Origin of the sequence: Rhizobium sp. BIGb0125 (genome assembly GCF_024810055.1) — a bacterium.
In the GTDB taxonomy this organism is placed as follows: Bacteria; Pseudomonadota; Alphaproteobacteria; order Rhizobiales; family Rhizobiaceae; genus Agrobacterium.
Map to the genome: position 1 here is coordinate 354,493 of NZ_JANUDV010000007.1, position 24,691 is coordinate 379,183.

The window sequence follows — 24,691 nt, forward strand, 5'->3', positions numbered from 1 at the left end:
TTGGCGTTCGCAATCTCATCTCCAGAACCCCAGTCCAAAAACTGCAGCAAAGCAGACGATGCCTGCGAATGCAGGGTGGGGAAAAGCATCGCCGGAACAATAGTGTTTTCCGGACAATCCGAGGGGAGAGTAAAATGGTCACCTATATTCGGTCGGATCTCGATTTCATCTTGAAACAGATCAAAATCGCGGAAGCGGACGCCGCCTTCCGGCAAGGCACATCGACCGGCGATCCGAACAACGTCGCAAAGCCGTTATTCGGGGTCGGTGGCTCGATCCCGACCTATAATCTCTCCTGGGGGTTGCGCACCGTTGACGGGACCTACAACAACCCGCTGCATCCGGAATGGGGTGCTGCCGATAACGAATTCCCCGAACCCCTAGGCAACCAATTCAAGACGATCATGGTGCCTGCCGGTCCTGGTGGGGCCTTGGTTCCCGTCACCTATCAGCCCGGCGTCGACAATGACGGGCCTGGCTCCGCAGGTGCTGGTGATGTCTTCGACCCCTATGTCCGTACGGTCTCAAACCTGATCGTCGATCAGACGCTCGGCAATCCCTCAGCGATACTGACTGCGCTGCAGCGTGCGGGCATTGTCCCCGCAGCCCAGCAGATGACGGTAACGGCACAGATTACCGCCGCCTATCAGCCACTCAAGCCACTGTTCAACGACGTGGGGACAGCCGAGCGGCTGAACGCCGAAGCCCAGGCAGCGGCATCTGCGAGCCCCGGTAATCAGGCTTTGCAGGATGCTGCAGCAGCGACCGCGGCCAACCTGGCTACCGCCCGGGCCGCTCTCGATGCCCAGGATGACGCACTGGTCGCGCTGCTGGATGCCAACGGCGTCGAGCTCGATGGTGTCAATGTCGTCATCACCAATGCGGCGCCTGACGAAGGACTGTCGGCACCGTTCAATTCCTGGTTCACCTTGTTCGGCCAGTTCTTCGATCACGGTCTCGACCTCGTCGCCAAGGGTGGCAACGGCACCGTTTTCATCCCGCTGATGCCCGACGATCCGCTTTATGTTGAAGGCAGCGATACCAACTTCATGGTTCTGACACGCGCTACCCTGGCTGGTCCCGGCGCCGACGGAATCATGAACGACGATCCGACAACGGCGGTCAACGAAGCCGCTGATAATACCGATCGTCCGGTCAACACGACCACGTCGTTCGTCGACCAGAACCAGACTTATACCTCCCATCCGTCTCATCAGGTTTTCCTCCGCGCCTATGTACTAAACCCTACTGGCGATCCGGTCTCGACGGGCAAGCTTATCGAAGGCGGCAATGGTGGCATGGCCACCTGGGCTGATCTCAAGGCGCAGGCAGCCGACCTGCTGGGCATCCAGCTTGTCGACGCCAATGTCGGCAACGTCCCGTTGCTCGCCACCGATCCCTATGGCGAATTCATCCGCGGCGCCAATGGCTACCCGCAGATGGTGACAGCAACGGGCCTCGTCGAAGGCGACCCCACGGCCAATGGAGGATTGGGCGTCCTCGTTCCGGCGAATGCTATCTTTACCGGTCATGCATTCCTGGCCGACATCGCGCACAATGCGGTACCGGACGGCCTGGCCGACGGCGATATCGAGATCGGGCTGGAAAACCCCGGCAATGAGCCTGGTGTCTACGACAACGAATTGCTCGATGCGCACTATGTTGCCGGCGATGGCCGTGCCAACGAGAATATTGGTCTGACAGCAGTACACCACGTGTTCCATTCGGAACATAACCGGCTGGTCGAGCATACCCAGGAAGTGGTGTTTGCAGATGCCGTTGCGATGCTGGACGGCGGCGCGTCGCAGGCCGAGGCTGTTGCCTTCCTGAACGAATGGCTCGTTAGCGATGTTACCGAGGTTCCCGCCAACGCGGATAGCCTCGTCTGGGATGGCGAGCGCCTCTTCCAGGCTGCCAAATTCGGCACCGAGATGCAGTATCAGCACCTGGTGTTTGAAGAGTTCGCCCGCAAGATCCAGCCGAACATCAACGTGTTCCTGGTTCCAGACGGGTTTGACGTCACCATTGATCCGTCGATTGTCGCCGAGTTCGCCCACGTAGTCTATCGCTTCGGCCACTCGATGCTGACGGAGTCGATCGACCGCTTCGATCCAAACTTCAACCCCGACCATATTGGCCTGATCGAGGGTTTTCTCAATCCACTCCAGTTCGAGAACAATGGCGGGACAGCGACCGTTGATGCGGATATCTCAGCAGGCGCAATCGTTCGCGGCATGACGCGGCAGGCAGGCAACGAGATTGACGAGTTCGTCACCAGTGCGTTGCGCAACAATCTGCTCGGCCTGCCGCTCGATCTTGCGACCATCAACCTGGCGCGTGGCCGTGATACCGGCGTGCCATCACTGAATGCGGCACGCACGCAGTTCTACAACGCCACCAATCAGGATGTTTTGCTCAAGCCCTATGAGAGCTGGGTCGATTTCGCCGGTCATCTGAAGCACGAGGCCTCGATAATCAATTTCGTCGCAGCCTACGGCACACATGCACTGATCGACGGCCAGACGACACTCGAAGGCAAGCGTAACGCGGCGCTTACCATTATTACTGGTGTGTCGGTCGGCGGACTTGCAATCCCGGCAGATCGCCTCGACTTCCTGAACGCGACCGGAGCCTATGCCGGCGGAACGCTTGGGGGGCTCAACAATGTAGACCTCTGGATAGGCGGCTTGGCCGAAGCGATCATGCCATTCGGTGGCATGCTTGGCTCGACCTTCAACTTCGTCTTCGAAATGCAGATGGAAAAGCTGCAGAATGGCGACCGCTTCTACTATCTGCAGCGTCTTGACGGTCTGCATCTCTTCGGCGAGATGGAGAACAACTCCTTCGCCGCGATGATAATGCGCAATACCGATGCCACACATCTGCCGTCGGACGTGTTTTCGACCCCCGGCCTCATTCTCGACGTCAACCAGGCCCGCCAGTTTAACGATCTCGATGGCGACGGCACTCTGGAGAGCACCGATCCGCTCGGCGATGGCATTCTCACGCAGCTTGTCATCCGCAACAATCCGGCAACTGTAGGCCCAGACACCAACTATCTGCGCTATACCGGAGGCGACCATGTGGTCATGGGCGGTACCGAAGCCAACGACATCATAATTGCGGGTATCGGCGACGACACGCTGTTTGGCGATGGCGGCAACGACCGTCTTGAAGGCGGGTTCGGCAACGACATCATCAATGGTGGTGACGGCGACGACATCATCGTAGACAGCGGCGGTGACGACAACATCAAGGCAGGCAAGGGCAATGACGTCGTCCATGCCGGGCCTGGTCTCGACCTTGTAATGGGCAATGACGGCCAGGACTTCATCTTCCTCGGAACGGACATGGGCTCGGAAGTCTTCGCTGGCACCGGCAACGACTTTATCTACGGCAACAAGAACGCCGAACGCATCCTCGGCAACGAGGGTAATGACTGGATCGAAACCGGCACCTTTGACGGCGCCCCTGGCGATAACTTCGACGAAGTTTTCTCGCATGACGAAATCGATGGCCACGATGTTTTCCTGGGCGATGGCGGCTTCGACGAGTTCATCGGCGAAGGCGGCGACGAAATCTTCGTCGGCAGCGCCGGTCGCGGCAAGATGGTGGGCATGTCCGGCTTCGACTGGGCAACCTATAAGGACAATCCGAACTTCGTGAACGCCGACTTGTCGATCCCGATCGTCTTCGACGAGGCCCCGACACTGCCTCAGAACGCTGCGCTCGACGAATATGAATCGGTCGAAGGTCTGTCGGGCACGCGGTTCAACGACGTCCTGACGGGTACCAACCTGCTCGCTGCAGATCGGCTTCCCACGCTTCAAGGGGGTACCGAAGGTTATCAGGGTAGCGCCCTCGACGCTGAAGGCATCGCCCTGATCGCTGGCCTGCAGGAAGTCCTCGGAGCTGGGGTCACTGAATATAGCGCTGGCGACATCATTCTCGGCGGCGACGGCAGCGACGTCATCACCGGCCAGGCGGGCGATGACATCATCGACGGCGACAAGTGGCTCGACGTGCAGATCGGTGTCTTTGCAGCAGGCGACACGGAGCACACCGGTCAGCCGATCGCGCTGCACAATAGCATGACGACGCTCGCGGCCGCCATGTTCAACGGCACGATCAACCCCGGCCAACTGTCAATCGTTCGGACGATCCGCAACAGCAATGATCAGCCGGACAGCGACAACATTGCAGATGTAGACAGAGCTGTATTCTCCGGTGCTAGGGCCGAATATGACATCACCTTCAATCCCAACGGCACCGTGACAGTGGCCCATACCGGTGGGCTGGCCACCGACGGTACGGACACCGTCCGCAACGTCGAGGTTCTGGATTTCACCGATCAGGACATCTCGCTTTTGGCGCCGACGCTCGACCTGCATGGGCCGACGGCGTCTACGGCCACTGCCACAGTGGCACAGGCCTACCGGGACACGTTTACCGCCAACGCTTATAATAACAATAACGGCGTTTCGGCCTGGGGAGGCGCCTGGACCGAGACCGGCGACAATGCGAGCGCGGCAGGCGGTGACGTGAATGTCGGCGGCGGCAGGCTGCAATTTGTTGCAGGCATAGATGGTGGCGAGGCTCTGGCCCGCTCGGTAAACCTTACAGGTGTCACCAGAGCCACCCTGACGTTCGACTGGCAAGCCGTTGGCCTCGACGCTGGCGAAACGGTGTCAATCCAGGTGCGTAATACAACAAATCCAAACGGTGCATGGACGAACCTGCAGACGATTGGCGGTAACGCGACCGACACCTTCTCGTTGGCCCTCCCCGCAGGCATGATCGGAGCGAATACGCAGATCCGCTTCCTGACAGCAGGCACTTTCGAAGGCGGCGAGAACTTCTTCGTCGACAATGTCAACATTCGCACGGAGATCGATACAGTCACGCCTGTTCCGGGGGCGCCTGGAAACAATTACGAGACGAATTATGCTGAAAACGGCGCGCCCGTCGCAATAGCGCTGGGCGCTATGATCACCGATGACGGCACAAGCATCGCTTCGGCCCGTGTCGTCCTCACCAATGCCAGCGCAGGCGATGTCCTGTCGGTGCTTGGTATCCTCCCGGGCGGCATCACATCGTCGGCCGACAATACTGTCGCGGGGCGGATCACCCTGACGCTGACGGGCAATGCCTCGCTGGCCGCCTATCAAACGGCGATCCAGCAGGTGCGGTACGCCAACAGTTCTGAAAACCCTCTAGCAGGTGATCGTGCACTGCAAGTCACCGTCAATGACGGTCTGCTCGACAGCCCGGTTTCGACGACGACAATCCATGTCACTGCTACCAACGATGCGCCGGTCGCCAATAACGACACTGTCATCACCAACGTGGCCCAGAATACCAGCTTCACGATCTCGCATGCGGCTCTGCTCGCCAACGATGCCGACCCGGAAGGTTCACCGGTCACCATCACAGCTGTGGGTGGCGCTAACGGCCTGGCAACGGGTCCGACATCGGGAGCAGGCATCATTACCCTCTCCGACAATGGAACGGCCGGAGGCTCCTTCACCTATACAGGCAGCGACGGAACCCTGACCGACCCTGCAACGGTTAACATCACCCGCGTCGAGACCGCCAACATTGCCGGCACCGGCGGCAACGACATCATCATTGGAAACGGCGCGGTCAATACGATCACCGGTGGCGGCGGCAACGACAACATCAATGCTGGCGATGGCAACGACACGATCAGCGGCGGTACCGGCGACGACATCATTTTCGCTGGCACCGGCAATGACACCATCACCTGGAATGCAGCGGGCGCGACAGATGGTTTCGACATGGTCAATGGCGAGGTCGGTGGCATAGACACGTTCATCGTAAACGGGGTGGCCGGAACAGCCGAAATATTCCGCATCTATGAAAAGTCAGCAGCCATCGCGGCCGGCATTGCGGTGTCTGGAGCCCTCACAGAGATCGTCATTACCCGGACCGTCGGACTGACGACCACCATCATCGCCGAGCTCGACAATATCGAGGAGATCAGCGTCAATACGCTCAATACGACCGCTAACAACAACAACAATCCGAATACACCGGACGGTGGGCTGAATAACGGTGATACGATCCAGGTCATCGGCAATTTCAATGCGCCATTCACCAGCCTGAATTTCAATACGATCACCATCGACGGCAATGCCGGTGACGATACGGTTGACATCTCGGCCCTGACCTCTGCGCATCGCATCGTGTTCCGCTCGAATGGCGGCAACGACACGATCGTCGGCACCTTGCGGCCGCAGGACGTCATTGAACTGCCCGCCGGCGCAACTGCCGACGATTATGTGGTCACGACCGATGCGAACGGCGTGACGACAATGACAAGCAGCCAGCACAGCATTCATTTCACGAGTGAGGGAGGCCTGCCGCAGTTCAGCGACACCGCCACTGGTGAAGACGATACGCCAGCTGCCGACCCGTCAGCCGGCGCTCCTGTCGCCGGTACGGCCAACGCTGATGTGCTCGTCGGCACGGCAAGCGGAGAAATGATCGTCGCATTCGCCGGCAACGATGTGGCGACCGGCGGTGCCGGCAACGACATTATGCGTGGCGATGACGGCGACGACCTTCTCAGTGGGGAGGCGGGCAACGACATGGTCTTCGGCGGTGCCGGCAACGACGACCTGCTGGGCGGCGCTGGCAACGACATGCTCTACGGCGATGCGGGATACGACCGCGTATTCGGTGACGCCGGTGACGACATGATCCAGACCGGTCTCGGCAACGACACAGCCCATGGTGGCAGCGGCAACGATATGTTCATCGCCGAAGCCAGCGATGGCGATGACGTCTACTACGGTGATGCCGGAAACGACACGCTGGACATGGCGGCGATAACTGCAAACCTGACTGTCGATCTCGGAAGCGGCTTCATGGGCAGAGGCTATGCATCAAGCAGCCAATCGGGCAACGATACGCTGTGGAGCATCGAGAATGTCGTCACGGGTTCCGGAAACGACACGATCACGGCCAATGCCTCCGTTAACATCATTGACGGCGGAGCTGGGAACGACAAGTTCCTGTTCAACTCCGAAAAGGATGCAGATGGCGATACCATCCTCGGCTTCCAGCCAGGAGACAAGATCGACCTGAGCGGCACGGACGCCAACAATGGTGTCTCCGGGAATCAGGCGTTCACGCTGGTGGCCGGTTCCACACTCAGTGGTTCGGCGCAACTGATCGTCACGCACGAGACGCGTAACGATGGTGATTATACCGTCGTCCAGGGAAGCGTCGACGGCGACAGCAGCGCCGAACTACGCCTCAGCATCAAGGGGAACCACAACCTCACCACTACGGACTTCAACCTGTAAAGCGCGAAATGCGGCGTGCCGGCCTCTCCGGCACGCCGCATAGTCCAATATCAGCAAGAAGTGGTGAATGACATGCGTCCTAAAACTCCGTTGACCGGCACGAAGCGCAGACAGATCGAGAAACTCACCCACGGACTGAGAGGAATTTTCGTATTCCTCTTCATCACGTCGGGTGTGATCAACGTTCTCGCGCTGACCGGTTCCTTCTACATGCTGCAGATCTATGATCGCGCGCTGACCAGCGGCAGCGTTCCGACCCTGCTTGGCTTATCGGCACTGGCGATCGGCCTCTACCTCTTCCAGGGATTTTTTGATATCATCCGATCGCAAATTCTGGTGCGCATGGGGGCGAGGCTCGACAGCCGGATCGCGCCCATGGCGCATCAGGTCGCAATCGACATGCCTCGCTTCGGATTTTCGACAGCCGAGGCTCTCGAGCGCGGACGCGATGTCGATACGGTGCGATCCTTTCTCGGGAGCCAGGGGCCGGTCGCCCTGTTCGACCTGCCCTGGGTGCCTCTCTACCTGGTCTTCGTCTATATTCTGCACCCCTATCTGGGCGCTCTCACCTTCGCCGGAGCTTTCATCCTGTCGATACTGACGATCGTCACAGAGCTCATGACCCGCCGCCTCGCGAGTGCCACCCACAAGTCGGGGATAGAACGCAACGCGATTGCCGATTCCAATGCTCGCAACGCCGACATCCTGAAGGCAATGGGTTTTGCAGGGCGCGCGGTCGATCGCTTCAATCGCGCCAATCAAGACCATCTTGAGCTGCAGACACGTACGAACGACATCAGCGGTACGTTCGGAGCGATATCCCGTGTGCTTCGCATGATCCTGCAATCGGCCGTGCTCGGGCTTGGCGCTTGGTTGACGATCCAGGGAGAGCTTTCGGCAGGCGCAATCATTGCAGCATCGGTTGCCTCGGCACGTGCCCTTGCGCCTGTCGATCTCGCCATTGGAAACTGGAAGGGCTTCGTCGCAGCGCGCACGGCCTTCAACAGACTGAAGGAGACTGTGATTGCGTTGTCCGGCACCGCTCCGCCAATGACATTGCCGGCACCCGCTTACTCCCTGAAGGTTGAGAAGATAACTGTCGCTGCTCCCGGATCCGGACGGGTTCTTTTGAGCGAAGTCAGTTTCGAGATCGCCGCAGGACAGGCGCTCGGTATCATCGGCCCAAGCGGCGGCGGCAAGACGACGCTCGCACGCGCCTTGACCGGCGTCTGGCCGACCCTGCGCGGCAGTGTCAGGCTTGACGATGCCGAACTTACGCAATGGTGTGATGCGGATCTCGGGCAGCATGTCGGATATCTGCCACAGGATGTGGCGCTCCTGGATGCGACGATCGAAGAAAACATCTCGCGCCTCGAGCCTCAGGTCGATCCCCGCGCGATCGTCGAAGCCGCCCAGACGACGGGCATTCATGAACTGGTCGTACGTATGCCCGATGGTTACCGTACGGCGCTCGGGCCTCAAGGCATTTCGCTTTCGGCCGGACAACGGCAGCGCATCGGTCTTGCGAGAGCGCTCTATCGCAATCCCTTCATCGTAGTCATGGATGAGCCCAATTCGAACCTAGATGGCGAGGGCGAAATGGCGCTCACCCAGACGATCAAAGCGGTTCGCGCCCGCGGCGGCATCGCGATCGTCATCGCTCACCGGCCGAGTGCGCTTGCGGCCGTTGACATGGTTGCCGTTATCCAGAATGGAAAGATGGTGGCGTTCGGACCCAAGGACGACATCCTCAGACCATCGGTGGCGGACACTAGCAGCAAACCTGCGGCCGCAACACAGGTCGGCTCGCGTATCATAGCGAGGATGTCGGAATGATCGAGGTAAAGGGAACAAAAACCGCAAAGGAAAGTGATGATCCGCACGATCGCTATGTCTTCAGGAATGAGGACAAGCTCTCCAAAGTGCCGATGTTCATGACACTCTTTCTGACGGGATTTGCAGTCTATCTGAAGAGTGCACTTTCGCACCAGCAAGAGGGTTTGCCCCTAGAAGAGACGGAACCTAAGCCACCCACGGATCCTGCAGAAAAGCTGCCGTCGATCGATCCCGTCACCACCGGCACCATAATGCAAACAGAGGCCGAAGAGGGAGAGAAGGCGCAACCCGCAAAGAAGGGTGGTATTCACCTCTCCAACTACAAGAACGCCATAAGTCATCCTCTGGAGGATTCTCCGCCGATCGAATTCAACAGGCTCAACCTGCCCAGTCTGGCATTCCTGAAAACATCGGGTGGAGTTTCGGTATCCTTCCACGCCTCAAACGATAATGCCTGGACGGTTTCAAAGCCAATATCGCCCGCCCGCTTCCACATGTCAGATGACAATGCCTGGACAGGCCCGAGTCGAACTTCGGCTCCTGACCCAGGTGACTTCAAGCCTCCATCAGCGCCGGTCCCGGAAAAGGCGCCTAACCGCGCACCGCGTGCCGGCAGTTCGGTCACACTCGCCGACGTTTCCGGTTGCGCCATCGCCCTGATCGGTCTTACCGATCTCTTGCGCGGCTCGGTGGATCCCGATGGCGATGTGATGTCGGTCAAGAATATTACTGTTTCTTCCGGCAAGCTTGTACAGACGGCCGGCGGATGGACATATCAAGCCGAGGGGTTTGGCCCCGTAACCATCAATTATCAGATCTCCGATGGCATGGCCTCCGTCGGCCAGACTGCCAGTTTCTCTGTCGTCAAGGCTGCGCCTGTTGTAGGCACAAATGGCGACGACCTATTGGTTGGCACCAGTTGCGGCGATGATATCGACGGCCTGTCCGGCAATGACAATATCGACGCGAGAGATGGCAGCGATACCGTCAATGGCGGCGATGGAAATGATAACATCGTCGCCGGCAACGGCAACGACACGGTCTTTGCGGGTAGCGGCAATGATATCGTTCTCGGCGGCCTGGGCGACGACCACATTTTTGGAGGCACTGGCAACGATCGCCTTTACGGCGAAGACGGCCGCGACAGCCTCTTCGGTGAAGCTGGCGACGATCTGCTGAGCGGCGGCGGCGATAGCGACATCCTCCATGGCGGTGACGGCGATGACGCCCTGAACGGCGACGCCGGCAATGACGTTCTGGAAGGCGAAGCTGGTGATGACAGCCTCTTTGGCGGCGACGGCGCCGACATTCTTCTTGGACAAACAGGCGCCGACAACCTCAATGGCGGTATGGGTAACGACTTTCTGAGCGGCGGCGACGACCGGGACGTCGTCAAGGGGGACGATGGTAACGACACGGTTGCCGGTGATGCCGACCGCTTCGACGACGCCTATGACGGTGGAACGGGGACAGATACCCTCGACTATTCAGGGCTTGCCGAGGCGGTAGAAATCAATCTGGCTGCTGCCAGCGCCTCCGGCATCGAGATCGGCACGGATAAGATCTTGAATTTCGAAATCGTTCGCGCCGGTGCGAGCGACGATTCGGTGACCGGCAGTGCAGAGGCCGAGGAAATGCATGGCAACGCCGGCGATGATTATCTTCGCGGCGGTGACGGTACGGATATTGTGAAAGCCGGTGATGGTGATGACGTCGTTGCCGGCGACCTCGATTGCGTGGCTGACAGCTATGACGGTGGAAGCGGCATAGACACGCTGGATTATTCCGCCGCTGTCATGTCCATTGTCGTGGATCTCAATGCTGCTAATGCAACTGGTCAGGAGATTGGAACCGACGCGATCAGCAATTTCGAAATCATCAAGACCGGCGACGGTGAGGATATCCTGCGCGACGGAGACGCCGCCGAATGCCTCTCGGCCGGCGATGGCGATGACATCATCGTCGCGGCGGCCGATGCTTCGGATGATGATTTCCAGGGAGGTGATGGTGTCGATACGATTGACTATTCGAAGGCCGCCCATGCCTTACTCATCGACTTGAACACCGGCACGGCCACGGGCTTCGATGTGGGGCATGATGCCATCGATGGTTTTGAAAAGGTCCTTGGCGGAGCCGGTAACGACGTCATCCGTGCCGGTCCGGTGGCCGCTGTCGTCGAAGGCGGCGCGGGCGAGGACACGTTCGAGTTCAGCGTCCCTGCCGACGAGAGCACCGCTGCCGTGGTCCATCAGATCCTGGATTTCATGGTCGGGGACCGCATCGACGTGTCCAAATACAAGATCTTCGAAGAGGTTATGGACGGACTGGAGGATCACTTCGAGGAGGTCTACGGCGACAAAGCCGATGCTGATCCATTGCCGATCCGCGTTCGCCATGAGGGAACGGACGAGATGAGCCGTACCTTCATCGAAGTCGATATGGACAGGGATGAATATTACGAAATGACGATCAATCTGACAGGGCACCATCTCCTCGTGATCGTAGAGAATACCTGATGGCTTGGGGAGAAAAGGCGTGCTTCAAAAACAACCGGACACTAAGCTTGGGCAATCGTCCGAGACAAACAACATGTTTCCTGTCGGAACGCGTGTTCTTGCCGGCGTTGCGCTTGGCTTCCTGCTCTTTGCAGGAGCCGGCGGATGGGCAGCGACGACACAGTTGCGAGGCGCAATTATTGCGTCCGGCGTCATCAAGGTCGATCGCAACCTGAAGTCGATCCAGCATCGCGATGGCGGCATCGTCAGCGAGATCGCCGTTAAGGAAGGTGACATCGTCACCAAGGGGCAGATCATGTTGCGCCTTGATGATGCGCAGACGCGCGCCGAACTCTCGATCGTCAAAACGCAACTCGTCGAGCTGGCGGGACGGCAGGCAAGGCTGATCGCCGAGCGGGAAAATCAGGACGAAATCATCTTTGAGCCTAATTTCTCCACCGAGTTTGCGCTCATCTCATCTGGTGAGCGCCGCCTTTTTGATGGGAACCGCCGTAACAGGCAAAACCAGAAACAACAGCTTCAGTATGGCATATCTCAGCTCGAGGAGGAGTTGAAAGGCCTCATCGCACAGTATGATGCAAAGGACGACGAACTGGACCTCGTGCGAACCGAGCATCAAAAGATCAAGGGCCTCGCGGACAAGAAGCTCATCGATACCTCGCGCAAATATATTATTGACCGCGAACTGGCGAAACTGACGGGCGAGAGCGGAGAGATTCACGCTAATATCGCCCGGTCGAGAGCACGGATGAGCGAGATCCAGGTTCAGATTATCGCCATCGACGAAGCCGCGCGCACCGAGGCTCAGCGCGAGCTCAGTGTCGTCGAACCGAAACTATCCGAATTGCGCGAGCGGCGCATAGCTGTCGAGGATCGGCTGGCGCGAACCGATATCCGGGCACCACTATCGGGAACTGTGAACGAGCTTTTCGTACACACCATCGGCGGAGTCATTACGCCTGCGGAGAAACTGGTGACGCTTGTGCCGGCTGACGCTGCACTGAAGATTGAAGCCAGACTGTCTCCCACCGACATCGACCAGGTCTCCATCGGTCAGGAAGCTAGGATGCGATTTTCCGCCTTCAACCAGCGCGCGACGCCGGAGCTTGACGGCAATATCGCTTACATCTCCGCTGCCACCAGCACCGATCCTGAGACGGGCCAGATATTCTATCTCGCCGACGTTGCCGTCCCAGCCACCGAGATCGCCAAACTTGGCGTTAACAAACTACTTCCCGGCATGCCGGTTGAGGTTTTCGTTTCCACGGAGGAGCGAACTGCCATATCGTTCCTGGCCAAACCGCTCACGGATCAATTCAACCGGGCATTCCGCGAGGAATAATTCCGTCCGAGCTAAGGTGGTGAACTCGGTGTCAGAGCAAGAGCAGTGCAATATCGTCCGCTAAGGGCGAACGGACTGAGAACTTATGCTACCCGCCGTAGCCCAATTGGCAGGCGGAGCAGTCGAAATCCGTTGCTCATGGTCAAGTTCGAGAACTAACCGAACAAGTCGCACGAATTATCGGCTTTAACCAACGACAACGGCTCGTACCACCGTACGAGCCGACACGTGCACGTTTAGAGCGGTTAGTTAGCACCTTTGGGATATCGCTTCCTACAGGAGGTCTCGGATTCGTAAATTAAAGCCGCCAACCACAAAGAATGAACACCTTTCTGCTGAGTACCAGAGCCAAATGTACTTGCAATGATGGACAGGCTCATCGGAGCGTTTCGCCTCCGTCAGCCTTTGCGTATCTAAGCTTCTCGTTCGGTCGCGGGTCCGATTTTGCCAGACGCTGACGCAAAACTACATATGCGTCTTGGGCATGTTGTGAAACGGAGGGAACACCGCGCCATTATTGACTACAACTCAATCGGCTCTGGGAACGCGGGCTCACGTCCCCTCAAGCGCATTAAATATTTAGACAGACAGGGTGTCACTCCTCGTTAAGGAACGCCTTGAAGTTTGGCATCACTCTACATATATTGACATCAAAGCCATCATTTGTCTGGAGGTGATATCAATGCCGGCGGTCACCATTCGAAACCTTTCTGACGAAACACATCGTGCACTCCGGGTGCGAGCTGCTCATCATGGCCGGAGCACCGAAGCAGAGATCCGAGACATTATTGAAGCCGCTGTTCGTCCCGCTGAACGTGTTAAGCTCGGTTCCTTGTTGACGGCCATTGGTCGCGACGCCGAGCTTGCCGACAGCGACGTTGAAGTCCTGCAGACAAGTCGCGATAAGACACCTGCCGAACCAATGGCTTTTGAATGATCTTGCTGGACACCAACGTTATATCCGAGCCTTGGAAACCTGTTCCTGATGAAGCAGTAATTGCCTGGTTGGACGCACAGGCTATTGAAACGCTTTTTCTCTCCACAATAACCGTTGCTGAGCTTCGCTTCGGGATTGCTGCTATGCCTTCAGGGAAACGGCAGAATACCCTTCGCGACCGCCTTGAGCGTGAAGTGCTGCCACACTTTTCCGAGCGCGTCCTCTCCTTCGATCTGGCTACTTCTCAGTCTTATTCCGAGCTGATGGCGCGCGCTCGCGTATCTGGGAAAGCGATTGGCACCGCTGATGGCTACATTGCAGCTACGGCGGCAGCAAATGGCCTCGCGATTGCAACTCGCGACACAAGCCCCTTCGAGGCTGCTGGGCTGAAGGTGATCAATCCCTGGTCCAAGTGACTACAGTGTGCGTGTAGGTATCGTGAACTCAGATCCCATCAAGGCGAGATATTGCCCGCTTGCTATCCGGCCTTCGAGGGGAGGGTCGATCTATCTGTCGTGATGAAAACGGACCCGCATCTAAGCCGGTGGTTTTTCATCCGCGCCAAATAGAGCGACATCATGTCCCCACTTCAGCCTTCGGAAGCTAATATCCGTCCACTCTCCCGGCTCCACATTGCCAAGATAGACTACTCATCATTTTTTGGGTGGGTAGCGTCGTGGATTTGGCATCACGAATGCTCATTCTGTTTCTTTTGACGCCAATGTCGAGGAGACCGGAGATGGTTACCTGTCGACCATTGTCGTGTTGATTGGTAGCTTTAGATCGTGGTGCTGCGCTATAGATGTGCTTGCAATAGCTCATCTATAGTGGCAAATATGAGCTATAGAAACGGCGGCTATAACTCATGAAATGGAACTGGCAAAACACTGATTGGCCAAACTTCAGGTACGATACCGCAAGTCTGGTACCGTTGGAGCAGAAATTCTTGCAGTCCTCCGGCGAGGTTATCGGTGCTGTCCGGCATTTCAACGATGACGACAGCAATCAACTTCGCATTGAATTGCTGAGTGACGAAGCGATCAAGACCTCAGAGATTGAGGGGGAATTTCTGGACCGCATGAGTGTTCAATCATCACTCCGTCGGCAGTTCGGACTGGACACTGATGATAGACAGGTTCGCCCCCAAGAGCGGGGGATCGCCGAGATGATGGCGGACGTCTATCGAAGTTGGCATAGGCCACTGCATCGTAAGGGCCTGTTCTACTGGCATTCAATGCTGATGGCCGGGGACCGATATATTGAAACGGTGGGTGCCTACCGTGAGCATGAAGACGCCATGCAGATCGTGTCAGGTCGACTGGATAAGCCGACAATCCACTTCGAGGCTCCTCCGTCTCGCCAGGTTTGTGCTGAGATGGAAACTTTCATCGCATGGTTCAATCAATCCGGGCCAGATGGCCCAACGTCGCTTCAAGCGTTGACGCGTGCAGCAGTAGGCCATCTGTACTTTGAAAGCATACATCCATTTGAGGATGGCAACGGCAGAATTGGGCGCGCGCTCGCTGAGAAATCTCTAGCGCAAAACATAGGGCAACCAAGTCTCATTTCACTCGCTTTCACAATCGAGAAGCGCCGGAAGGCCTACTACTGCGAGCTTGAGCGGCACCAGCGCACGCTCGACATCACCGACTGGATCATTTTCTTCTCAGAAACGATCCTGGATGCTCAACAGGCGACACTTGAGCGCATAGATTTCTTCATTCAGAAAGCAAAATTCTATGATCGTTTTCGAGGCCGATTGAACGAGCGGCAGCAAAAGGTTGTCGCGCGCATCTTCAAGGAAGGCACAGCTGGCTTCAAAGGAGGGCTAAGTGCCGAAAATTACATTTCGATCACAGACACATCCCGCGCTACAGCAACACGCGACCTTCAGCAGCTCGTGGAGATCGGTGCACTGACGCGTACCGGCGAACGTCGGCATACCCGGTACTCGCTGTCTTTGCAGAAATAAATCGTTGTCAGCCTCGTCAATTCCATCAACGCAATTATCTAGGTGACCGATTGTTTGATTCCGCTCAAGAGCTTTTAGAGTTCTCGATGGCAGCTCTTGGCCGGACGCCGTCACTGAACCTAACAAGTGCGAGGGCTAAATTTGAGCTATGGGAAAACTGCACAAAGCAATTGCGCTCAATCTGATCACAATTGGCCTAATCCTTGTTGGTTGGCTTGGCTATGAACTCGCAGGGCCGATTGAAATATTAGTTTTTACACCGCTTGGCGCTATGCTTGGATTAGTTTTGAGTATTCTCAACTGGCGACTACTTTATTTCCTAAGATGACCATTCTTGGCGTAAAGCGGTCATTGGCTCGATATTATTGACTACTCATCAAGCGCTGTCGGGATCGCGAGTTCACATTCCATCGAGGCGATTTTAGTCCTTCACCGTCACGCGCTCACGATAGTGTTGCAGGACAGATGTGGCGCCCTCTTCGGAGAATATGCCGTTCAATCCCTGCGCGGCGCCTTCGGCTGCGATCTCAGCTCTGCGAGCCATGGTTTCCTCGAACCGGGCGATAGCCGACCCTGCGTTGTCGGAGGAAAGAGCGTCCGCCAAATCAACCGCATCTGCAAGCGCGAGGTTCACGCCTTCGCCCGAAAACGGCGACATCAGGTGCGCTGCGTCACCAAGCAATGTCAGTCCTGGCCTGCTTGGCCAGCGGTGACCAATAGGCAGTGCATAAAGTGCGCGTATACCAAGTATTCGTCCTGTCTCGATCACGTCCCTCAGCGGCGGCGCCCATCCTCGAAAAGCCTCGCGCAGCGTGGCGCGAAGCGAACTGTGCGACAGCTTTTGCCATTGCCAGACCGTCGCTTCCGGAATTCGCAAGCCAGCATATCCCCTGATATGGCCAAGCCCGTTTCGCTGGGTTATCAATGCACGGTTATCACCGACAGCAAACATCTTTCCGCTTCCGGTCAGGGTGTCGATCTGCGGGTGGTCCGTGATATCGAAGCCCAGTTCTACAAGCGTTACGCCCTCATATGCTGGGACGGCATCGCTCAACAGCGGCCGAACGCGCGACCAGGCGCCGTCAGCTCCAATGACGATATCGAAACGTTCGCGCCATCCGTTGCCAATCAATTCATAACCAATGCCATCGGATGCGATATCAATGGTCCGGCTGTTCCAACGGATCGATCCGACCGGCAAGGCATCCAGGAGTATGCGGCGAAGCGCGCTACGGTCGATTTCGGGTCGATCATCGCCGGGTTCATTCCGGTCAAAGAGGAGGGCGCCATCGGAACCAAATAGTCGGTCGCCCTGATCTTCGGGTCGCGCCATAGCTGAAAACTCTGTCTCCAGACCGGCAAGGCGGATCGCACGTTGACCCGTCTCACTATGAAGGTCGAGCGATCCCCCTTGCGGTCGCTCCTCTGCGTAGCTTTCTCGCTCGAGCACAACGGGGTGTATGTCGCGCAACTGCAGTAGTCGCGCCAGCATCAGGCCGCCGGGTCCGCCCCCGACGATTGCGATCCTTTGTCTTGTCATATCGGTCTTCTCCGGTTACATAGGTACCTATATATAAACATAGGAACCTATGCAATGAGTGAAGATGAATGGGACCCTCTGAAACAACCCGGCCATTACTTCAGCCGTATAGCGCGCGGTTTGGCGCGCGTTGGGGATGCACGATTACGTGAGCTCGGGTTCGCGACCGCGCAACTGCCTGTGCTTACCGCACTCAAAGGCGGCGACCGGCTGTCTCAGATCGAACTCGCCCGATGGGCGAAGGTCGAGCAGCCGACCATGGCGCAAATGCTGGCGCGGATGGAACGCGACGGCTTGATCAAGCGGGAGCCCGATCCGCGAGACAAGCGGTCGAGTCTGGTGTCGTTGACGGATGGCGCACTCGCACGTTTGCCCGCCGGTCGCGCTGTTTTGCGTCAGGGTAATGCGGACATGACCAAGGGATTATCGCTGGAAGAGGTCGACACACTCGTGTCTTTACTTCGGCGAGTGCTTGATAACGTGGAGGCCCTTGAGACGTAAAGGGCGCTCCATGCGCTCTTATATGCACATAGATGGTGCATGCCAGTGCACCGACTGCCAGAGATTGACGGGAGCCGCCTACAGAGTAACCGTCACTGCACGACGCAGCAAGTTTCCGATAACGACCGGCGAGCCCAGGCTTTACGTCAAGACCGCCGACAACGGTCGCCGGCGGTTGCAGTTCATCCGTTCCGATTGCGGATCACCCATCTACACGACAGGAGAGCATCAAGATGCCGAGTAGGTCGGACTCAGACTTGGGACGGTCACTGAGCGCCAGGAGCTTAAACTCCACTCGTACATCTGGTGATCTTCGGCGCGGGGATGTGCGCAGGATCTGACTCGACTTCCGGGGCGAGCAGGTGATTGAGCGTCCCGGATCCAAGCATATTGATTGACCAAGGTCGCAGCCGGAGACTACGAGGCCAAGATGGGAGGTGCCTCGAAGGACACCCCGCTGAGAATGAGTGGACGAATGAAACATATGGGAAGTCATAGGGATTTTTCCCGCATTCCCGGCCAGCTCTCAGCTTAATTCATTGCGCTACTCCGTAAAAACCTTTTTGCGTTGTCGACGTATTGATGGAAGAACCATCAACGTCAGGACAACCAGCGCGATGAATAAGAGCGTCGCGCTCAATGGGCTGGAAACGAAAGTAGCTGGATTTCCCCTTGAGAACATCATCGCTCTTCTAAGGTTCTCTTCGAGCAATGGGCCAAGAATGAAACCCATTAGAAACGGCGCAGGTTCGCAGTCCAGCTTTAAAAGGATGTAACCCAGAAAGCCGAACATCGCCACTAGCCCTAAATCCAGATCGTTCATGTTCGTCGAGTAGATACCAATCGCGCTGAACAGCAGAATGGCAGGGAACATAAAGTTGTAGGGCGTGGACAACAGCTTTACCCATATGCCTACGAGAGGTAGGTTGAGCATCAACAGCATGAGGTTGCCGATCCACATTGAAGCAATCAGCCCCCAAAACAGGGATGGGTTTGTAGTCATAACGCTGGGACCAGGCTGAATTCCCTGAATCATCAGGGCCCCGACCATTATTGCCATAACGCCGTTACCTGGAATACCCAAAGTCAACATCGGAATGAACGATGTCTGAGCTCCAGCGTTGTTTGCCGATTCCGGTCCTGCTACCCCCTCAATAGCCCCTTCGCCAAACTCTTCGGGACGTCGGGATAACTTCTTTTCTAACGCGTAGGACGCAAAGGACGACAGCGTCGCTCCACCACCCGGTAAAACCCCCATGACCGATCCAAGCCCGGTGCCTCGAAGAATTGGAGCGATGGAGTGTTTTATTTCGGACCAGGAAGGCAGCAGACCTTCTGGTTTGGTGACTTTGCTTTTCCGGCTCGGGTCGTCCTCCAAGTTGGAGAGAATTTCGGAAATTCCGTAGATGCCCGTTGCGAAGGCTACAAAATTAATTCCGTCCATTAACGAGACTTGTCCGAAGGTGAAACGCGGGATGCCAGTGTAGATGTCCGCGCCAACCAGGCCAAAGAGCAGACCCAAAATGATCATCGCCAACGCTTTGATTACTGAGCCGCTTGCAAGCGTCACAGATAAAATCAGACCAAGAACGATCAGAGAGAAGTACTCAGGAGGCCCAAAGCTCAGCGCGAGCCTACTGAGAGGTGGGGCAAATACAACGACAACAACAGTTGCCATTGTACCTGCGACGAATGAACCGATGGCAGCAATCGCAAGGGCAGCGCCCGCCTTGCCTTTCTGGGCCATCTTGTAACCATCAATGGCGGTGACCGCGGATGAAGCCTCTCCGGGCAAGTTCACGAGGATCGCGGTCGTGGACCCGCCATATTGCGCACCGTAGTAGATTCCTGCCAGCATGATCAATGATGTCGATGGATCCAAGCCAAACGTGATTGGCAGAAGGAGGGCAATTGTTGTTGTGGGGCCGACCCCAGGCAACACACCAATGAGAGTACCTAGCAAGCAACCGATCAGACAGTAGAGCAGGTTTTGCAGCGTCATCGCTGTTTGTAGTCCTAGAAGGACGTTGTCGAAGAGTTCCATCGTTTAAGTCCTCACCTTCCTAGCAGATAGCCGAAAAGCGGCAATGGAACACCAAGCGCCCAGATGAAGACTGCGGTACATCCAGCTGCCAGACACATCGCCGAAAAAGCGCGGTGCTTCAAACTCATGGTAGGTGCGGCAATGGTTGCCGTCAGGGACGCCAGAGCAACCGCAGGCACAAACCCCAGCGGGCGCAGTGTTAGGGCGAATACAAGCGGCGTCGCAAGCACTGCGATAAGTGCCGTAGGGCGAACGACTATCATTCGAACCGATGGCTTTCGGCGGCCCGTAACAGTCAAGGCGATGCCAAGTGAAGCTAGGGCTCCAGAAAGAAGTGCAGGATAATAGCCTGGCCCCATTTGAGCCGCGCGACCCATAGGGTAAAAAGTTGACATACATCCGAATGCGGCAGCAAAGCCGAAGAACAAGACACCTGCAACGACATCCTTATTGATCGAGACTGCGAGTTGGTTCGTTTCATTTTTATACATTACTTCCCCTCAACTTGTTTCGCCGCGTCTCTGCAACGCGGCGATTTATCATTGTGCGAGTTTGAGGCGCCCGATTAGATCAGTGTATCTCTCAACTTCGACATTCATGGTTTCCGTTGCCTCCTGCGGCGAACTCGCAACGACCGTCGCGCCTAGGCTTGCAAGCCGTTTTGCAACGTCTTCGCGTGCAAGGACAGCAACGACCTCCTTGTTTAAGCGATCAACGATTTCTTTTGGGGTTCCAGCGGGTGCTAGCAGTGCGCTCCAGGAAGAGGCATCGTAATCAGCGAAACCAGACTCTGCTATTGTGGGAATATCTGGGAATTCGGGGTGGCGCTCCGCTCCTGCCACAGCGAGAAGCTTTAGGCGCTCGTCGCTTACGAGAGCCTTCACGGAGGCCAAGGTATCAAATGCCATCGTTGCCACACCGCTAATCAAGTCAGGATGCGCCGCGGCACTGCCGGCGTAGGGAACATGGATCATGTCGAGATCGGCAGTATCCAAAAACCACTCAGCGAAGACGTGAGCGTTGCTGCCGTGCCCCGCGGAGGCAAACCCTAATTTTCCTGGGTGCTGTTTTATATGTGCTACAAACTCCTGGAGATTCTCAACGGGCAGATTTGCAGGCACGACCAAACCGAGTTGCGTCCGGGTCATCAGTGAAACAGGCGCAAAATCCTTGACGGGATCGTAAGTCAGACTGGGCATAAGTGCTTTTCCAAGGACGTGCGACTGAACGACGACCTCAAGAGTGTAGCCATCAGGCTCTGACTTCGCGACGAATGCACTGCCAATGGAGCCGTTCGCACCCGGCCTGTTCTCAACAACCACGGGCTGACCCAACGCAGGACTGAGATGCTGTGCAATCAGCCGCGCCGTGATATCGCCCTGCCCTCCCGGTGCGTAGGGCACGATCAACTGAACCGGACGCGTTGGATAGTCTTGTGCGGCGGCAGGTTGGGGTAGGGTCAGTGCTGTACCAACCCACAAAAAGCCCGACAGGATAGTCTTAAAAATCATGACTTAGCTCCAGCTGTCTGTTTCATTTTTCCATGGGAAAGTCCGCGATCTGGTTCAGCAATATTCACGCGAACCATGTCTCGCAAAAGTTGAACGATTGCCATCCCACTCTCGCCTTCTGCGCCATCTACGATGAAGCGGTTGGTGCAATAGCGCATTTCCCATCCACCTGAATCGAGGCAGGCTGTGACAATGCGTTTTTCGAGCTCAGGAGTTTGGACGAGATCCTTATCTTTCAGAAGGAACGCCAACATAGCCGCTATCCCATATGCGCCCCAATTTGAGATCGAAGCAGGGAGGAAAATGTCTGTAGGCGTTACTGTAATCGCTCCGCCTGGCTTATCTGTCTGGGTTTCACGTCCATATGGATGGAAATCCTGCATGAAAGAATGGATCCGTCCGAAACCAATCTCGTTTCCGTTATCGCCAACACCGATCGATAGAATTCCCCGTTCGGCTGCTTGATCAAATAATGGAGCGATATTGACACATCCTTTCGGCGCTACGCCCGTAGAGTAGTGTACGATCCCATTTTCATTGGGGCCTAGCCTTTCGATCGAAATGATTGCTTTCGGCGCAGTTTTATCGAGAAGTCTACTAGCCCAAGCCTCAATCGCATCCTGTTCTTCGGGTGCAGTTTCAATTGCCGCTCCCATCCTGCGGTTCTTTGCAAGATCGAAGTCACGGATCATCAAGTGAGCCGCCTCGCTGGAGGCTACCATTGGAGGCGCGTGGCAGACTTCAGTTACAAAAACTGGAACAGCCTTTAGGCCCCAGTAAATGGCTCGTGCCAGCGCAGCTGCGCCGGGAGGGCCATCACTTTCACCCCATGGCGCTTCAGGTCCGTAGCCAGCCCCTGTCACAATGAGGACGACATCTCCGGCTCCGACTTTTTTCACCAAAGCTTCAGCAGCTCTCGCGCTGATAGGTCTTCCACCCCCTTCACGCCTCGCTTCTTCGTAGATTGGCGCGATGATGTTGTGGTTCATACCACGATTACGCATTTCGACGGTCACCAGACGGTCGATGTATTCTCCGATGATATCAGGCATTAAGCTTTCCCTCTTCTTTGAGGGAAAGCTTAGGAGAGCCCTTTGATCTCATCCAATAGAAAGTTGTCATGCCCCATAAGGTTTTGTTATGGAGGCATTTGAGCCTGTAGGAGGAGATACCAATATTGGTCGCCAATAGCCCTGCTTTGATCAATCCAAAACACCTGTCAGCGTTCCGTGCGGTGATGGTATCAGGCAGCATAACGGGAGCGGGAAAAATCCTGCACGTTACGCAGCCCGCCGTGACGCGTCTGATAAAAGATTTAGAGGCAGACCTTGGACTAACCCTGTTTACGAGACATTCTGGACGGGTTACGCCAACTAGTCATGCGCATATCTTATACCGTGAGGTTGAGCGCTATTTTTATGGACTGGACCGGGTTTTTGAATCTGCCCGCACACTGAGAAATAACAGAGGTGGGCAATTGCGAATTGCTGCGATGCCTACCCTCTCTTCTCGGACACTTCCAGAAGCAATTCGTCGGTTCAGGCAGAAAAATCCTGACATTGACATCATTATTGAGTCGGAAGTGTCAGTCCACATACTGGATGCTGTTCGAAACAACGAAGTCGATTTGGGCATTGGAAGAGTGCCGAAGGAACGGGACGAGATTGCTCGCTTGAGTATGCCGACATCCCACGCGATCTGCATTCTCCCCAAAAATCATCGACTAGCAGAAAAGAAGGTTGTTTCAGTAACTGATCTGTCTGGAGAAGCCATGGTGACCCTCGGCAGCAGCAGCCTCTTGCGTCTACAGGTCGACTCCGTACTCCGCCTTGCAGGTGTAACGGTCGGCAGCACAATCCAGACCCTGTTCTCAAATACGGCGAGCACGTACGTATCGAACGGTTTAGGCATCGCAGTTGTTGATCTATTTTCTATTCTTGGTGCTGATCTCAGCAGAATTGAAATACGCCGTTTCTACCCGGAAATAGCGTTTGATTTCGCAGCGATCTTTCCTTCAGGTGATAGGGCGCCATTGGTGGTCGAGTTTGCGGAGGAACTCAGACAGGTCGTATCTAACGAGATTTCTGCGATGGATAAACAGATGTCTGAGATATCATCTTCGATAAATCAGTCGGCGCATTAGACAAGAACGCTGCCCTGTCGTTTGGCAGTTATATGGTAAGCGGTGCCTCGATCACACTGCTTTGGGGCTGGGTAGCCGCATTTTCAAAATGATGCGTGTAATCCGCCATGTTGGTTGTAGTCTTCATACTCCCAACCAAAGTAGCGAGATAGACGCGGTGCAATTTCGCCCAGTCTTTGCCTTTGACGCGGTAAACAATCCACTGAACGGCGATGGCACGTTGTTCGCTTTATCCCCGACAAGGCGTTGCCGATGAGCTTACGCAGTTGTGCCGGTCACGACTTCCAATGCGCCATTGCGCGGATGCGATGAACGTGGGTGGCCAGGGCTGAGCGTTTCTGATGTGGCGGCACGAAGAGATTTCTGACCGCGGGTGGTCAAACGCGTTCACCTGCATCCAGCTTCTGCAGGAAAGATGCGGCGCTATCGCGATATGCCACTCTTTTTTGATGATCCATGCGATGCCAAGAGGCATAGATTTGCGCCAGACGATGATTGCTGGACAGGGTACCAGCATTCCGATCGAGAAAATCCCAATAGAGCGCGTTGAAGGGACAGGCATCCTTTCCAGTCTTCTTCGAGACGTCATACCGGCAGCCATCGCAATAGTTCGACATTCGTGAGATGTAGGCGCCACTTGAGGCGTAGGGCTTGGACGCCATAAAACCGCCATCGGCGAATTGGCTCATACCTATGACGTTGGGGAGTTCCACCCACTCGAAGGCATCAGCATACACTTCCAAATACCAGCGATGAACGAGATGGGGGTCGAGGCCTGCCAGCATCGAGAAATTTCCAACCACCATCAGCCGCTGGATGTGGTGGGCGTACGCATGCGCAATAGTCTGCTTTATGACGGTTGCCATGCACGCCATGTCGGTATCACCACTCCAGAAGAAGTCGGGCAGGGGCCGGTGTGCCTCAAACACATTGCTTTTTTCGTACCCGGGCATTTTCAGCCAGTAGATGCCCCTGATATACTCGCGCCAACCGATAATCTGGCGGATGAACGCCTCGA

The 24,691-nt window shown here is 56.3% G+C and carries 14 protein-coding genes and 3 pseudogenes; 10 read left to right on the top strand and 7 right to left on the bottom strand.

Annotation, left to right across the window (positions count from 1 at the left end; genetic code table 11):
* The first annotated feature begins 134 nt into the window (after positions 1-134).
* The 7 genes from M2418_RS20820 (at position 135) to M2418_RS20850 (ending at position 15,934) form a co-directional block, all read left to right on the top strand.
* Positions 135-7,331: a peroxidase family protein gene (locus M2418_RS20820; RefSeq protein WP_259148878.1), complete on the top strand. Its 7,197-nt coding sequence runs from the start codon at positions 135-137 to the stop codon at positions 7,329-7,331.
* 72 nt (positions 7,332-7,403) lie between these two features.
* Positions 7,404-9,167, top strand: coding sequence for a type I secretion system permease/ATPase (locus tag M2418_RS20825; RefSeq protein ID WP_250985639.1), 1,764 nt, complete (start codon positions 7,404-7,406; stop codon positions 9,165-9,167).
* Positions 9,164-11,683: a cadherin-like domain-containing protein gene (locus M2418_RS20830; protein WP_259148879.1), complete on the top strand. Its 2,520-nt coding sequence runs from the start codon at positions 9,164-9,166 to the stop codon at positions 11,681-11,683. The genes M2418_RS20825 and M2418_RS20830 overlap by 4 nt, the downstream gene beginning before the upstream one ends.
* Positions 11,684-11,756: 73 nt before the next feature.
* Positions 11,757-13,025, top strand: a complete 1,269-nt coding sequence (locus M2418_RS20835) for an HlyD family type I secretion periplasmic adaptor subunit (protein WP_259148880.1) — start codon at positions 11,757-11,759, stop codon at positions 13,023-13,025.
* Between the two features lie 682 nt (positions 13,026-13,707).
* Positions 13,708-13,962 (top strand): FitA-like ribbon-helix-helix domain-containing protein, encoded by a 255-nt coding sequence (locus tag M2418_RS20840; RefSeq protein ID WP_259148881.1) that lies wholly within the window; start codon positions 13,708-13,710, stop codon positions 13,960-13,962.
* On the top strand, positions 13,959-14,378 hold the full coding sequence (locus M2418_RS20845; RefSeq protein WP_259148882.1) for a type II toxin-antitoxin system VapC family toxin: 420 nt from the start codon (positions 13,959-13,961) through the stop codon (positions 14,376-14,378). The genes M2418_RS20840 and M2418_RS20845 overlap by 4 nt, the downstream gene beginning before the upstream one ends.
* A gap of 449 nt (positions 14,379-14,827) precedes the next feature.
* Positions 14,828-15,934: a Fic family protein gene (locus M2418_RS20850; RefSeq protein WP_259148883.1), complete on the top strand. Its 1,107-nt coding sequence runs from the start codon at positions 14,828-14,830 to the stop codon at positions 15,932-15,934.
* Positions 15,935-16,355: 421 nt separating this feature from the next.
* On the opposite strand, the gene M2418_RS20855 is transcribed toward M2418_RS20850, so the two are convergent.
* The gene (locus tag M2418_RS20855; protein WP_259148884.1) at positions 16,356-17,474 is read right to left on the bottom strand and encodes an NAD(P)/FAD-dependent oxidoreductase; all 1,119 of its coding nucleotides are present in this window, start codon (positions 17,472-17,474) and stop codon (positions 16,356-16,358) included.
* A 54-nt stretch (positions 17,475-17,528) separates the two neighbouring features.
* On the opposite strand from M2418_RS20855, the gene M2418_RS20860 reads away from it, so the two are divergent.
* Together M2418_RS20860 and M2418_RS20865 are read left to right on the top strand one after the other, a co-directional pair.
* A complete protein-coding gene (locus tag M2418_RS20860) occupies positions 17,529-17,975 on the top strand; it encodes a MarR family winged helix-turn-helix transcriptional regulator (protein ID WP_259148885.1) in 447 nt (148 codons plus the stop codon).
* 22 nt (positions 17,976-17,997) lie between these two features.
* Positions 17,998-18,285: pseudogene (locus tag M2418_RS20865) on the top strand (GFA family protein).
* A 234-nt stretch (positions 18,286-18,519) separates the two neighbouring features.
* On the opposite strand, the gene M2418_RS20870 reads toward M2418_RS20865, so the two are convergent.
* Genes M2418_RS20870 through M2418_RS20885 form a run of 4 tightly spaced genes read right to left on the bottom strand, consistent with a single transcriptional unit; the run spans position 18,520 to position 22,582 of the window.
* Positions 18,520-20,019, bottom strand: coding sequence for a tripartite tricarboxylate transporter permease (locus tag M2418_RS20870; protein WP_259148886.1), 1,500 nt, complete (start codon positions 20,017-20,019; stop codon positions 18,520-18,522).
* 11 nt (positions 20,020-20,030) lie between these two features.
* Positions 20,031-20,510, bottom strand: a complete 480-nt coding sequence (locus tag M2418_RS20875; RefSeq protein ID WP_259148887.1) for a tripartite tricarboxylate transporter TctB family protein — start codon at positions 20,508-20,510, stop codon at positions 20,031-20,033.
* 48 nt (positions 20,511-20,558) lie between these two features.
* A complete protein-coding gene (locus M2418_RS20880) occupies positions 20,559-21,530 on the bottom strand; it encodes a tripartite tricarboxylate transporter substrate binding protein (RefSeq protein ID WP_259148888.1) in 972 nt (323 codons plus the stop codon).
* The gene (locus M2418_RS20885) at positions 21,527-22,582 is read right to left on the bottom strand and encodes a DUF4392 domain-containing protein (protein ID WP_259148889.1); all 1,056 of its coding nucleotides are present in this window, start codon (positions 22,580-22,582) and stop codon (positions 21,527-21,529) included. The genes M2418_RS20880 and M2418_RS20885 overlap by 4 nt, the downstream gene beginning before the upstream one ends.
* A 125-nt stretch (positions 22,583-22,707) precedes the next feature.
* On the opposite strand from M2418_RS20885, the gene M2418_RS20890 reads away from it, so the two are divergent.
* Positions 22,708-23,673, top strand: a complete 966-nt coding sequence (locus M2418_RS20890; protein ID WP_259148890.1) for a LysR family transcriptional regulator — start codon at positions 22,708-22,710, stop codon at positions 23,671-23,673.
* 275 nt (positions 23,674-23,948) lie between these two features.
* On the opposite strand, the pseudogene M2418_RS20895 reads toward M2418_RS20890, so the two are convergent.
* Positions 23,949-24,044 (bottom strand): annotated as a pseudogene (locus M2418_RS20895) (IS6 family transposase); the annotation flags it as partial.
* 6 nt (positions 24,045-24,050) lie between these two features.
* Positions 24,051-24,691, bottom strand: a pseudogene (locus M2418_RS20900) (cryptochrome/photolyase family protein); the annotation flags it as partial.